Annotated in this window: 10 protein-coding genes and 1 tRNA gene; 5 read left to right on the forward strand and 6 right to left on the reverse strand. The window is 54.6% G+C overall.

The features are described from left to right. Positions 1 to 30: 30 nt before the first annotated feature. Positions 31 to 1,215, reverse strand: a complete 1,185-nt coding sequence (locus BUA49_RS11970; protein ID WP_072798039.1) for a pyridoxal phosphate-dependent aminotransferase — start codon at positions 1,213 to 1,215, stop codon at positions 31 to 33. Between the two features lie 224 nt (positions 1,216 to 1,439). Between BUA49_RS11970 and uvrB the strand changes: the two genes are divergently transcribed. Next, entirely contained in the window at positions 1,440 to 3,500 is a 2,061-nt protein-coding gene (gene uvrB / locus BUA49_RS11975; RefSeq protein WP_072798040.1) for an excinuclease ABC subunit UvrB, read from the forward strand. A 19-nt stretch (positions 3,501 to 3,519) separates the two neighbouring features. Here uvrB and rimI read toward each other — a convergent pair whose 3' ends face one another. After that, the gene (gene rimI / locus BUA49_RS11980; protein ID WP_072798041.1) at positions 3,520 to 4,632 is read right to left on the reverse strand and encodes a ribosomal protein S18-alanine N-acetyltransferase; all 1,113 of its coding nucleotides are present in this window, start codon (positions 4,630 to 4,632) and stop codon (positions 3,520 to 3,522) included. Between the two features lie 202 nt (positions 4,633 to 4,834). On the opposite strand from rimI, the gene BUA49_RS11985 reads away from it, so the two are divergent. Beyond that, positions 4,835 to 6,334 carry a RimK family protein gene (locus BUA49_RS11985; RefSeq protein ID WP_072798042.1) on the forward strand — a complete coding sequence of 500 codons (1,500 nt, stop codon included), beginning with the start codon at positions 4,835 to 4,837 and terminating at the stop codon, positions 6,332 to 6,334. Between the two features lie 15 nt (positions 6,335 to 6,349). On the opposite strand, the gene BUA49_RS11990 is transcribed toward BUA49_RS11985, so the two are convergent. Beyond that, the gene (locus tag BUA49_RS11990) at positions 6,350 to 7,510 is read right to left on the reverse strand and encodes a cation diffusion facilitator family transporter (protein WP_072798044.1); all 1,161 of its coding nucleotides are present in this window, start codon (positions 7,508 to 7,510) and stop codon (positions 6,350 to 6,352) included. Between the two features lie 430 nt (positions 7,511 to 7,940). On the opposite strand from BUA49_RS11990, the gene BUA49_RS11995 reads away from it, so the two are divergent. Then, on the forward strand, positions 7,941 to 8,960 hold the full coding sequence (locus tag BUA49_RS11995; RefSeq protein ID WP_072798046.1) for a quinone-dependent dihydroorotate dehydrogenase: 1,020 nt from the start codon (positions 7,941 to 7,943) through the stop codon (positions 8,958 to 8,960). Positions 8,961 to 9,096: 136 nt separating this feature from the next. On the opposite strand, the gene rmf is transcribed toward BUA49_RS11995, so the two are convergent. After that, positions 9,097 to 9,309 carry a ribosome modulation factor gene (gene rmf, locus BUA49_RS12000; protein WP_072798048.1) on the reverse strand — a complete coding sequence of 71 codons (213 nt, stop codon included), beginning with the start codon at positions 9,307 to 9,309 and terminating at the stop codon, positions 9,097 to 9,099. A 318-nt stretch (positions 9,310 to 9,627) separates the two neighbouring features. Between rmf and rlmKL the strand changes: the two genes are divergently transcribed. Continuing rightward, entirely contained in the window at positions 9,628 to 11,802 is a 2,175-nt protein-coding gene (gene rlmKL / locus BUA49_RS12005; protein WP_072798050.1) for a bifunctional 23S rRNA (guanine(2069)-N(7))-methyltransferase RlmK/23S rRNA (guanine(2445)-N(2))-methyltransferase RlmL, read from the forward strand. Positions 11,803 to 11,897: 95 nt separating this feature from the next. On the opposite strand, the gene BUA49_RS12010 is transcribed toward rlmKL, so the two are convergent. Continuing rightward, the gene (locus BUA49_RS12010; protein WP_072798052.1) at positions 11,898 to 12,383 is read right to left on the reverse strand and encodes a hypothetical protein; all 486 of its coding nucleotides are present in this window, start codon (positions 12,381 to 12,383) and stop codon (positions 11,898 to 11,900) included. Between the two features lie 138 nt (positions 12,384 to 12,521). Between BUA49_RS12010 and BUA49_RS12015 the strand changes: the two genes are divergently transcribed. Beyond that, complete coding sequence (locus BUA49_RS12015; protein WP_072798053.1) at positions 12,522 to 13,811, forward strand: M18 family aminopeptidase; 1,290 nt, start codon at positions 12,522 to 12,524, stop codon at positions 13,809 to 13,811. 56 nt (positions 13,812 to 13,867) lie between these two features. Here the strand turns inward: BUA49_RS12015 and BUA49_RS12020 are convergent. Continuing rightward, positions 13,868 to 13,943 (reverse strand) — tRNA-Asn (locus BUA49_RS12020). Positions 13,944 to 13,992 lie beyond the last annotated feature (49 nt).

Raw genomic sequence — 13,992 nt, forward strand, 5'->3', positions numbered from 1 at the left:
TACCGCCTCGTCAACCCCTTGCCGAAATTTTTAGCTCAGGGCCTTCTGCAAACGCTCAATCGCCTTTTTCAGATTATCCATGCTTGTTGCAAAACTCAGGCGCATATAACCAGGACAACCGAATGCAGATCCCGGAACCAGAGCAACGCCGGCTTCGCTCAGCAGTTTTTCTGTGAACTCCACATCGTTGCTGACGCTGGAATCTGCATCAATTGCGCCCTGGAAGCTTGGGAACGCGTAAAAGGTACCGTCACCCTTGAGGCACTCAACGCCGGGCAGGCGGTTCAGGGCGTCTACCAGCCAGTCGTGACGCTCTTTGAACGCCTTGACCATGTCGCCAACACACTCCTGAGGGCCATCAAGAGCAGCCTGTGCAGCGGCCTGGGAAATGGATGCAGGGTTGGACGTACTCTGTGACTGGATCTTCTTCATGGCACCGATGATTCTGGTCGGGCCAGCGGCATAACCAATACGCCAGCCAGTCATAGAGTAGGCCTTGGAGACACCGTTGAGAACAAAGGTACGGTCGTAAAGCTCCGGAGTGGCATTCAGAATGTTGCAGAACGGCTTGCCAGTCCAGAGAATAGGTTCGTACATGTCATCAGTGGCGATCATGATGTTCGGATGCTTCTTCAGCACTTCGCCAATCGCCTGCAGCTCTTCCAAGTTGTAAGCCATACCGCTGGGGTTGGAAGGGCTGTTGATCACGAACAGGCGAGTACGCTCGGTAATGGCGTTTTCCAGCTGCTCCGGAGTGATCTTGAAGCGGGTTTGTGCGTCGGTTTCGATGATAACCGGCTTGCCTTCAGCAACCAGAACCATATCCGGGTAGGATACCCAATAGGGTGCCGGGATAATGGCTTCGTCACCGGCGTTAAGAGTAGCCAGTGCGAGGTTGAAAAAGCTCTGTTTGCCACCACTTGATACCAGTATCTGGTTGGCTTCGTATTCCAGGCCGTTGTCCCGTTTGAACTTCGCAATAATCGCTTTCTTCAGGGCCGGCGTACCATCAACAGCGGTGTACTTTGTCTGGCCGTTTTTGATGGCCTCGATGGCTGCCTGCTTGATGTGATCCGGGGTATCGAAGTCTGGCTCGCCTGCACCAAGGCCGATGATGTCCTGACCTGCAGCGCGCAGTTCGGCGGCTTTGTTAGTGACCGCGAGGGTGGGGGATGGCTTGATTGCCTGTACTCGGCTGGAAAGTTGAAGGTCCAAACTTGCGCTCCTTAAAGCTGCGTCTGATAGGTCTGTGACCGGCGGGGTGTCTTAATCTTTGCCTTCCATGCCTCGGGAGGCCGCTGATTTTCGCCCAGCCGTCGATCAGGTTGATGGTACCATGAAGCCGGCGCAACAATAAATTTCTCTCTGAGGCCAGTCCGTGCAACCACAGGATCTGGCAAGGATATCTATGTTGAGTGAGCGGAGGTTGTCTGCCAATTATGGCCAGTAACGATTACAGCGGTTCAGGTAAAGATGGCGTCTTCACGGTTGATTCACCCTTTCAGCCTGCGGGCGATCAGCCAAAAGCCATTGCAGGGCTGGTGGACGGTATTCATTCCGGCCTGGCACACCAGACCTTGCTGGGTGTTACTGGCTCGGGCAAGACGTTTACCATCGCCAAAGTGATCGAAGCGGTGCAGCGTCCAACCATTGTCATGGTTCATAATAAAACCCTGGCCGCGCAGTTGTACGGCGAGTTCCGCGAATTTTTTCCGGACAACTCCGTTGAATATTTCGTGTCCTACTACGATTACTACCAGCCAGAGGCTTATGTTCCGTCGTCTGATACTTTCATTGAGAAAGACGCCTCGATTAACGAACACATTGAGCAGATGAGGTTGTCTGCTACCAAAGCCCTGCTTGAGCGCCCCGACGCGATCATTGTGGCAACTGTGTCAGCTATTTACGGCCTGGGTGATCCGAAGTCCTATCTGAAAATGATGCTGCACCTGGATCGGGGGGACAAGATTGATCAGCGGCATGTTCTGCGCCGGCTGGCTGAACTGCAGTACACCCGCAACGACATCGAGTTTCACCGTGCCAATTACCGGGTACGCGGTGATGTGATCGATGTGTTCCCCGCGGAATCGGAAAAAGAAGCCGTTCGCATTGAGCTGTTTGATGACGAAGTGGAAAACCTCAGTTACTTTGATCCTCTCACCGGTGAAGTACTCCGGCGCGTTCCCAGAATTACGATTTATCCCAAATCCCACTATGTAACGCCGCGCCAGACGGTGCTGGATGCCGTTGAGCACATAAAGAAAGAGCTTGATGAGCGTCTGCCGCAGCTGCGTGATAACAATCGCCTGGTGGAAGCCCAGCGGCTGGAGGAGCGCACCCGCTACGATATGGAAATGATGAACGAGCTGGGCTACTGCAACGGCATTGAGAACTATTCCCGCTATCTTTCCGGCCGGCAGCCGGGTGAAGCGCCGCCAACACTGTTTGATTACCTGCCAGCGGATGCGCTGCTGATTGTTGATGAGTCCCACGTGACCATTCCGCAGATTGGCGCCATGTACAAAGGCGACCGCTCGAGAAAGGAAACCCTCGTGCAATATGGCTTTCGCCTGCCATCTGCGCTTGATAACCGCCCTATGCGGTTTGATGAGTGGGAGCGGATTGCGCCCCAGATGATCTTTGTTTCAGCCACGCCCGGCAACTACGAAGCCGAGCATGCAGGGCAAGTGGTGGAGCAGGTCGTTCGGCCAACTGGCTTGCTGGACCCGGTGATTGAAGTACGTCCCGCGTCCACACAGATAGACGACCTGCTCTCGGAAATCCACTCCCGGGTGAAGGTCAGCGAACGGGTTCTGGTGACCACGCTCACCAAGCGCATGGCCGAGGATCTCACAGACTTTCTGATGGAGCACGATATCCGCGTCCGCTACCTGCATTCGGACATTGACACGGTTGAGCGGGTAGAGATCATCCGCGATCTGCGCCGGGGTGAATTTGATGTGCTTGTCGGCATCAACCTGCTGCGGGAAGGTCTGGATATGCCAGAGGTATCACTGGTCACCATTCTGGACGCCGACAAGGAAGGCTTCCTGCGTTCCGAGCGCGCACTGATCCAGACCATTGGCCGCGCGGCGCGGAACCTCAACGGCAAGGCCATCCTTTACGGCGACCGGATAACCGGCTCCATGCAACGCGCCATTGATGTGACTGACAGCCGGCGGGCGAAACAGGCAGAACACAACGAAGCCCACGGTATTACACCGCAAGGGCTCAACAAGAAGATTATGGACATCATGGAGGGCGCAGGCAGCGGAGGTCGTGGCCGGAATAAAGCCTCGCGGCCTGGTGACAAGGCGGCTGAAGAAGCAGAACGTTACCGCGCCAAGGTTGGCCGCCGATCGCCGGGAGAGTTGCTTAAAGAAGTTTCGCGTCTTGAGGATGAGATGTACAAGGCGGCATCTGATCTGGATTTCGAGGCTGCCGCCCGCTTGCGGGATGAAATTTCAGGCCTTAAAGAAGCAGCGTTACGAACCGGCTGAGCTCACCTTAGGGGCTTCCTCAGCGCTTTGGGCCGACAATAACTGCGGCCTGAAGTGGCTGGTTGCGGCCGTATCGCGAAATCTGGCTGAACACCCGTTTATCCACCGGAAGGTACTGTTTGTCCGCCACGGTTTCCCCGTCGTCCACGTCGATTTCCGGGTCGTGGAGGTACACAAACTGGTCGTCTATAGCGCATACGGTCACCCAGTGGGGCACCCGGCTCCGGTTCAGTTGCCAGGTGCTGATCAGAATCACCGGGATCTGGCCTTCAAGCAGCGCCTGCTCCATGGCTTCAAGGGTGAGCGGATCATGGTGCAACTGGATGCCAGTCTTGCCTATGTCGTGCAGAAACCCTTCGTGCACCAGCTCCAGAACCCGTTTTTTATCTTCGCTTCGGACGGTGTCCCGGAATAAAGGACCCTCGGTACTGATCCACGCGCTGGATTCAAAGCCCCGGTTCCAGGCGGAGAGTGCAAGGCCATGGGGGCCGCAGCCACCATGGCCCGCCAGCATGAAAATCGTCGTTGCTTCACGCCAGATCCTGAGCTCTTCCAGAGTGGTCAGTGATTGTTGCTCGTCAAGCGCTGCCATCGCCATAATCAGGGCTGCAGGGCCGCAGGAGAAATCGGTGGTCTGGGGATAATAGGGCACAGGGATGAACTCCCGTGTCGGTTCGTAAAACAGGATTCGGCGCTCAAAGCGCAGGGCGTTGCCGTGGTCTTCGTAATAGTCCCGGTAGGTGCCGAACTGGCGATAGCCCAGGCGTTTATATAGCGCAATGGCGCTGCTGTTATCTTCCCGAACCTCAAGACGCATCAGAATACGGCCGGCGTCTGCCGCCTCACGTTCTGCCGTTTTAACCAGCTTTTCACCAACGCCATGGCCACGCGCGGTCGGCAGTACTGCAATAGAGTAAATGCGCGCCATGCGGGTGGCGGCACTCATCAGAACCAGGCAATAGCCCAAAAGCTCACCGTCGGCCTCGGCCACAATCAGCCTGTCCCGGGGCATATCCAGAAACCGCCGGAAGCTGCGGCGGGAGAGTCGGTCTTCTGAAAAGCATCGATGTTCAAGTTGCAAAAGCGCATTCAGGTCATCGCTGGTGGCTTGCCGGAGCTGCAGATCGGACATGTGTAAGGCGGCCTTGAGAATATCGGCTAGGGCATGCTGGTAGGCTTCCCGTATGCGGCTATTATGGTAGAGACTTGAGTGCAGGAATATAAGCGGATTATGCGTAAAAGCACGCACTATCAGCTGATTGTCCCAACCCCCGCAGCGGCGTATTGTTGCGGCCAGTTCTATTGGCAATTATCTCCAGGGAGGAGCGCCTTTAATGTCCCGTTTGCTTATCGTTGTGGACCGCACCAAGGACTGGGCTCCGTATTACCCCAGCGAAGACGTGCTGAGCTTTGATCAATACCTTCAGTTTTCAGCACCGCCCACTAGCCGCGTGCGTGTGATCAACCTTTGTCAGAGTGCAAAATACCTGAGCCGTGGCTATTACTGTTCGCTGTTGGCCGAAGCCCGTGGGCATCATGTAGTGCCGTCGGTAATGACGCTGAATGATTTGAGCCGCAAGGGTCTGTTTTCCCTTGAGCTGGAAGAGCTGGACGCCAGCGTAATCAATTGGCTGGAGGCGGCCGGTTCGGCCATCGATCCGGCCAGTGATGAGCGCAACGCCACCCATGAAGTGCGGATTCGCACCTATTTCGGGCAAACCGAGCACCCGGATCTCAAGCCCGTGGCAAGGGCTCTGTTCGAACGATTTCCCAGTCCGATTCTCGAGGTTGTTTTCCGGCGCCGCAAGGCCTGGCAAATTGAATCCATGAAGCCAGCCGCGCCCGCGGATCTGGATGAGCACGAGCAGGATGCTTTTGCAGCGGCACTGGATCGCTTCAGCAGCATGGTGTGGCGTAAACCGAGAACTCGCCGTCGTTACCGGTTCGACCTTGCGATTCTGGTGAACCCGGAAGAAGAAATGCCGCCCAGTGATGCGGTGGCGCTGAAGCGCTTTGAAAAAGCCGGCCGAAAGCTGGGTATCAACGTGGAGCAGATTACGCGTCGGGATTACATGCGCCTGCCCGAGTACGACGGCCTGTTCATCCGTGAAACCACAGCCATCGACCATCACACCTATCGGTTCGCCCGCAAGGCGGAGGCAGAAGGCATGGTGGTGATTGACGATCCGGCGTCGATCCTCAAGTGCACCAACAAGGTTTTTTTGGCGGACCTGTTGAAAAACAACAAGATACCGACACCGAAAACCCTGATTCTTTCCAAAGATCAGAAAGATGCCGTGGAACAGGTGATTCAGGAGCTGGGCTTTCCGGCGGTTATCAAGATACCGGATGGCGCCTTTTCCCGGGGTGTGAACAAGGCGGAAGACGAAAAATCTCTGAGGGCAGGGTTAAAAGATCTGTTCCGTCAGTCGGCGCTGGTGCTCGCACAGGAGTATCTTTACACCGATTACGACTGGCGCATTGGCGTGTTGGGTGGCCGGGCAATCTACGCCTGTAAATACATGATGGTGAAAGGCCACTGGCAGATCTATCAGCACGGCGAATCAAAAAGTGAGAGTGGTGGGTTTGAAACCATGCCCACCTATGAAGTGCCTAGAAACGTCATACAGGCGGCACTGAATTCTACGCGCCTGATTGGAAACGGGCTTTACGGTGTGGATATCAAACAGTCCGGAAACCGGGTTGCGGTGATTGAAGTTAACGATAACCCGAGTATCGATGCGGGTGTTGAAGACCTTTTTCTCGGCGGCGAGCTTTATACGCTGATCATGCAGGAGTTTCTTTCCAGAATGGAAGAGAACCGCAGGCGTTGATGGCGGGTAGCCGGCTTACGAGCCGGCCACCCATATTCTGACACTGCCAAACCAGGGATAGCTCTCAAGTTGACGCCTGACATTTTCCGATGTAAATACCGTATCCGGGTCGGGCTCGTCCAGAAAGATCTCCAGATGCAGCCTGTTTTTGAGGTAGTGAAGCCTTAACCGGCTGCGCTGTGGGATTTCTCCCAGATGTTCCGCAATAATGCGTCCCACTTCCGCACGCGAAGGCTGCTTTTCAGTGGGCGGGAACTGGTCTTCGTCGTTTTCGGCATCAATGTGGAAACTGATGTCGCGAATGTTTTCCAGGGCATTGCGCATGCCATTGACTACTTGCATGCCAATCTGATGCCCTTCGGATACGCTGATTTCTGGCCGCACTACCAGGTGAATATCCAGAAGAATGTCCTGCGCCATGCGGCGGCTGCGCAGCTCGTGCACATTGAGAACCCCGTCGGTATTGCGGGCTATGGTTTTCAGCATTTCGGTATCGTCAGGAGAAAGCCCGGTGTCCACCAGCTCCTGAACACTGTCCCAGGTAAATTTCCAGCCAATGTGGATAATGATGACTGCAATGACAACGGCCGCAAGCACGTCCAGCCAAACCAGCCCGAGCATGGCTCCCGCTGTTGAAACCAGAACCACCACGGAAGAAAACGCATCGGTACGGCTGTGCCAGGCATTGGCAATAATAAGATCCGAGCGAATGATCTGGCCGATATGCCGGGTATAACGGAATATCCACTCCTTACCCACAACAGATACTCCGGCGGCGACCAGCACTGGCCATTCCGGAACGGTATCAATGCCGCCTTCAATCAGCCTGAGGGTGTTTTCCCAGGCAAGAGCGGCACCCACAGCAATCAGGATACTACCGAGCACCAGGGTGCCGAAGGTTTCAATGCGCTGGTGGCCGTAAGGGTGGTTTTCATCCGGCTCCTGACGGGAGACCTTCATCACCCCGAGTACAACAATGTCGGATGCTACATCAGTAAAAGAGTGAATCCCGTCGACCAGAAGAGCCTGGGAGTGGAAAAGGGTACCGGCGATGATTTTAATGATTCCCAGAAAGGCATCAAGAATCATTCCGATGACAGTAACCCGCGAAGCGGCTTTCATTTCCGTCGCGAGATTTTCACGATGGCGTCGGGCCGGGGAGTCGGATTGCTGCATTGAAAAACTCCGGGTCAAATTTCGAGGGCCAGTATAACCTTATTATCTCTGAATGTTAGATATCCTCCAAAAAAGCCCCGCTGCGGGGAATTATCAACGTCTCACTGCTTGATTTATGCACATTACAGTCGTGTTGCCTTCTAGTGACAGTGCGTTGAATTATTTCAGGATTAAAAGCGAAATTAACATAACATATTGAAAATATTAAATAAATAAACTGATCAAAAAATGATCAATCTGTAGGTTGGCGCAGATTACAAGGGATTGGCAGGGTTGCCCTGCGATTTTCAACAGGGTTATCCACAGATTCCGTGGACAAGCTCGTGAGAGCTCAATGATACAGTCGCTTAGCTATGTTTTCGTGTGTGGCCGGGCCGCTGTGGAAAACTTCCGGTATACTCTCGCACACGTTTTATTGGGGAGTTTTCAGATGTACGGCGTTATCCGCAACCTGCTCTTCCGGCTATCACCCGAACAGGCACATTCCGTTGCGTTAAGTGGTCTGGATCTGGCGCATCGATTGCGCGTACTGGGTGCTTTTTCACCGAAAACAGATGCGCTGCCAGTAACGGTTATGGGGCTGGATTTCCCTAACCCGGTCGGGCTCGCGGCAGGGCTGGATAAAAACGCAGACCATCTGGACGCTCTGGGTGCGCTCGGGTTCGGGTTTATAGAGGTTGGAACTGTTACGCCACTTGCCCAGCCAGGTAACCCTAAACCCCGCATGTTCCGGTTACCGGAGTATCAGGCCATCATTAACCGTATGGGGTTCAATAATAAAGGTCTGGCACACATGCTGGAGCGTGTGGATAAACGCAGTTACCGGGGAATTCTCGGCATCAACGTGGGCAAGAACAAGAACACGCCGAATGAGGAAGCTGAGTCGGATTATCGAAAGGGCATTTCGGCGGTCTACACCCGCGCTGACTACATCACGGTGAACGTGTCCTCGCCCAACACTCCCGGCCTCAGGGATCTTCAGTTCGGTGATTCCCTGAAGGGCCTGCTTCATGCCATCAAGGATGAGCAGTTCAAGTGTCAGAGCCAGTTTGGCCGTTACGTACCCATTGCCGTCAAAATTGCCCCGGATATGGACGATGAAGGTATCCGGTTCGTCGCGTCAGCCCTGAAAGGGGCCGGCCTGGACGGTGTTATTGCCACGAATACCACTATAAGCCGCGACGCCGTTGCCGGCCATGTTCATGCTGAAGAGGCGGGAGGGCTCAGTGGTGCTCCGGTTCGTGAGGCATCTCTGAGAGTAATTCAGGGGCTATATGCAGAGCTTGGTGACGATCTTCCGATCATTGGTGTTGGCGGCATTACAGATGGTGCTGGTGCGGCGGAAAAGATCCGTGCGGGCGCAAAGCTGGTTCAGCTTTATACTGGCTTTATCTATCGTGGGCCGGAACTGATCGGTGAAGCCGTTGAGGCGATTCGGAGGCTCAGGTAGTTCTGTGGATACTGGAACGAGGAAGGGCCCGCTTGGCGGGCCCTTGCGGGGAACGAACCCCGTTTTCGGTTGCTCTGAATACTGCGTTAAACTGTGTATTAAAAGATCAGATTAAGAATCAGGGTTTCGACAGATATTACGCTGTGGTGACGTTCGCCAGTTTATGAATACCGGAGACGCCGGTCATGCCATCCCATTGATCCGTTCGGCCTTCACGCCACCCGCTCAACCATTCCTGTCGAACCTCTGCCTGTTCAAGAGGGCAGCTGTCTTTGGATTTGCCGGACACGCCAGCGAGGTAACCCCGCTTGAATGCACGAGCGTACATATCTCTTTTCTGTCTTTTCATGCCGTTCCTCACTAATGGATTAACAGAACAAGCGTGTACACTTCTGCAGTGGCTACGGCATGTGGAATCCACTCCGGGATAACCCACTATTGCCAGCTCAAGCCAGAGCAGTCAGGATCCTGTTAACGAAAGGGAGTTACCCTTCTCGAACGACGCGTCACCTACAAGGTAATCTTAACCTCGAGCAGAAGTACACTATCATTTTGATCTAAAAACTTTCTTTATAGATCAATAAAAGATAAAAAGAATTGCCCAAAACCTATGACCGCTGCTATTCCCGGGACTTACCGGGAATAGCCAAAGAACCTGGAGTTGAACTTGTCCAAATCTGTCTTTTTTGTAACCTGCCCAAAGGGTGTTGAATACCTTCTGGCGGACGAGCTCAGCACGTTTGGTCTTGGGCTGGTGAGAAACGCACCTGCTGGTGCATGGGTAGAGGGTCCGCTGGAAGCCGGTTACCGGGCCTGCCTTTGGTCGCGCCTGGCAAACCGGGTCATGCTCCATATTGATGAAGTGGCCGCCACCAGTGCTGATGAGCTTTACGATGGCGTGGTTCACCTCGACTGGCAGCAGCACATCCCCGTTGATGGGAGCTTCCGCGTCAATTTCATTGGCGAGAATGAGGAAATCCGCAACACTCAATTTGGCGCCCAACGAGTAAAAGACGGCATTGTGGATCGCTTCACTATGAGTGGTGGAAAGCGCCCGACGGTAGAAGCGAAGATGCCGGATGTAACCGTGTCGGCCCGGCTGCATCGTGGTCGGCTTGCACTGGGTATTGATATCAGCGGCCACAGCCTGCATCAACGTGGCTACCGAACAGAGCAGGGCATGGCGCCTTTGAAGGAAAACCTCGCGGCAGCTCTGCTGATTCGTTCTGGATGGCCTGAAATTGCAGCTGCAGGTGGCGAGTTCGTAGACCCTATGTGTGGTTCCGGCACCCTGGTGATCGAAGCCGCCATGATGGCACTGGATATCGCACCGGGTCGTCGTCAGGAGCGGTTTGGCTTTGAAAAATGGCTCGGTCACCAGCCGGAAGTCTGGCTAACCTTACGCCAGGAGGCGGAAAAGCGCGCCTATGAAGGCAAGCAGGGCAAAGTGCCCAGATTTTCGGGTTTTGATCAGGACAGCCGGGTGATTTCCACCGCGCGCAATAACGCTCAGCGAGCGGGCCTTGAGAGCCTGATCGAGTTCCATGCCCAGCCGATTGAAGAACTTGCATTGGGAGACGACCGGGCGGAAACCGGCCTGGTTCTGGTAAATCCTCCCTATGGCGAGCGTCTGAGCGACAGAAATGCCCTTGCAAGCCTTTATGAATCGCTTGGCGATGCCGTAAAAAAGGCGGCATCAGGTTGGCGCCTCGGCGTGTTTACCGGTGCTCCAGAGTTCGGCAAGTCCATTGGCTTGCGCAGCTTCAAACAGTACAAGCTGTTTAACGGCAAGCTGCCCGCGCAGCTTCTGCTGTTTACCATAGACGAAGCCAGTGTACGCACTCCCCGGGATCCAGCAGTGCCGGGTGAAGTCCTGCCCCGGATTGCGAATGAAGAGCGCGCCGCCATGCTGCACAACCGGCTGAAGAAGAACATGAAGGCCATCGGGCAGTGGGCGCGCAAACAGCAAATTGGCTGTTACCGCCTCTACGATGCGGATATGCCAGAGTATGCGTTGGCGATCGATATCTATGAGGGCTGGGTACACGTACAAGAATACGCCGCACCCAAATCGATTGATGAGCGTTCAGCCCGGGAGCGTCTGGCTGAAGCACTGGCCGTTATTCCGGGAGCTCTTGGCATTGAGCGGGATCATATGATCTGCAAGCATCGGCAACGGCAGGCTGGCACCAGTCAGTACGAAAAGCAGGATGCCAGTGGCGAATTTTTTCAGGTGCAGGAGCATGGTTGCACCTTGAAGGTAAACCTCAAGGATTATCTGGATACCGGGTTGTTTCTGGACCATCGTCCTGTGCGTCACTGGATTCAGAAGAACGCTCATGGCAAGCGCTTCCTGAACCTGTTCTGTTATACCGGCGCGGCCACAGTTCATGCGGTTGCCGGCGGCGCCAGCCGCTCATTGAGCCTGGATTTGTCGAACACATACGTGGGGTGGGCTCGGGACAATCTGGCGTTGAACCGGGCAGACCCCCGTAAGCATAAAGTGGAGCAGACGGACTGCTTGGCCTGGCTCGCTGCCAAGCCAACGCCAGATCAGCTTTACGATCTGATTTTCATGGATCCGCCGACCTTCTCCAACTCCGCGCGTATGGCAGGGGTACTGGATGTTCAGAAGGATCACACGAAGCTGATCCGGCAGGCAATGGCGAGGTTAAGTTCAGACGGTTTGCTGATTTTTTCCAATAACTTTCGCCGCTTCAAGCTTGATGAAGAGCTGGCCTCGGAGTTTGAAGTTGAGGAAGTAAGCCGCAGTACGCTGGATAAGGATTTTGAGAGGAACGCGCGGATTCACCGGTGCTGGCATATTCGGAAAAACGCTTAGTATTTCTGCTAAGTTCAGGCGCCGGGCGCTTCAGAACTCGCATTTGAGTTCGGTGGAAAACTGAAAGGTTTTGGCGCCCGTGCCCGTGTCACACTTTAGTGCTCGTCAAACAAGCCTTCTTCCTGGGCCATCAATAGCAAGGCGTAAACGCCGTGTTCGGGTAGTTGGGGTTCAAGGCCCTCTTCAAACAGCAAATGGCGCCGGCGGTCTTCCAGCATTTCGCTGCTCATGCCGGTGATCAGTTCGGTAATCGGAGCGACTTCAAAAGGCGCTTCCTGGTTCATGGCGCTGAAAATAAGGTCCACCAGAATTTCGTCCGGGTCCAGGCCGTCTACGTAGACTGTCTGATCGGGAAGATCCTGATGCAGCTCATGGATAAGCTCAATCAGTGGCACGCCCTGTTCTTCAAGGTAGAGCAGGTCCAGGTCGCCGAGATCGCCGTCCTCAGGCAGCCATTCATCCGCCGGTGCAATCACTACGGTTTTCATCTGACCATCTTCCAGTGACCAGGCCATAGCAACCGGGAAGAGAGCATCGTCGGTCTGGCAGTATTCTATGTCGAGAAATCTTGGTGCGGACATGTCAGGCTCCGTTTTAGTGGGTGGCAGATAGCGGGCTCAGAATTGTTGGCGCAGACAAGTAATGTCTGTTTCCCCGGTATGAGGTATTAAGGCTTCATGCCATACTGTTGCAGTAATTATCATTCTATCAGGGACATCATGGAACACGCTGAATTCAACAAAGATTTGCTGAAGTTTCTGAACGCATCACCCACGCCCTGGCACGCCGTGGCAACCATGAAAAAGCGGCTGGATGCAGCCGGCTTCGAAGAACTGGACGAAAAAGACGACTGGTCGCTTGACCAGAATCGTAGCTACTACGTCGTCCGTAATGGTTCCTCCATCGTCGCTTTTCGCACTGGCGCTCGGGATGCCTCGGCGTCGGGCATTCGCATGGTGGGTGCTCACACCGACAGCCCCTGCCTGAAGGTAAAGCCCAACCCCGAGCTGCGCCGCAAAGGCTTTTTTCAGCTCGGTGTTGAAGTTTACGGTGGTGTTCTGATGAACCCCTGGTTCGACCGGGATCTTTCGCTGGCGGGAAGAGTGACGTTTCTCGACGGCCATGACAAGGTCACTGACACGCTGGTTGATTTCCGTAAATCTGTAGCCTTTATTCCCAGCCTGGCAATCCATCTGGACAAGGAAGCCAACAGCAGCCGAAAAGTGAATGCACAGACAGATCTTCCGCCGGTACTGATGCAGGTTCCGGAAGACGATGCGACCAGTTTTAACGATCTTCTCAGCCAACAGATTGTCAGTGAATCCGGCATTAAAGTACGCAAGATTCTTGGCTATGAGCTGGGCTTTTACGATGCCCAGGAAGCCGGGTATGTCGGGCTGCGTGACGAATTCATTGCGTCTGCAAGGCTGGATAACCTGTTGAGCTGTTACATTGGGTTGCAGGCATTGCTGAATACCTCCGGCGATGAAGCTGCGCTGCTGGTGTGTAACGACCACGAGGAAGTGGGTAGCGTGTCCTCTGAAGGTGCGCAGGGGCCATTTCTTACTGCGGTTCTTGATCGCTGGTGTGGTTCCGGCAAGGCAAAAGCTATCGCCCGATCCATGATGGTCTCAGCAGACAATGCCCACGGCGTGCACCCGAACTACATGGACAAGCACGATGAAAACCACGGCCCCATCCTCAACAAGGGCCCGGTCATCAAGGTGAATCATAACCAGCGCTATGCAACCAACAGCCGCTCAGCCGCCGTTTACCGGCATATCAGTGACGAGCTGGGGTTGCCGCATCAGACCTTTGTGGTGCGCAGTGACATGGGTTGTGGCAGCACAATAGGGCCGCTGACGGCGGCAAACCTGGGCGTAACAACGCTGGATATCGGCGTGCCACAGTTTGGTATGCACTCTATTCGTGAGCTGATCGGCACTGAGGATGGTTTTACGATGTTCCGCGTGCTGACAGAGTTCATGCAGCGTGAGCAGGTTTTCTGAGGCGATAAACGAAAAATGCCGCTGCTTCAAAAGAAGTAGCGGCATTCCGGAATTAGTGGCTCCCCGAGCTGGGCTCGAACCAGCGACAAACGGATTAACAGTCCGTTGCTCTACCAACTGAGCTATCAGGGAACAGCATCAAGTCGGGCGGCATAGTAAGCGCTTTGAATTACCCGGTCAA

The organism is Marinobacter antarcticus (assembly GCF_900142385.1).
Lineage (GTDB): Bacteria > Pseudomonadota > Gammaproteobacteria > Pseudomonadales > Oleiphilaceae > Marinobacter > Marinobacter antarcticus.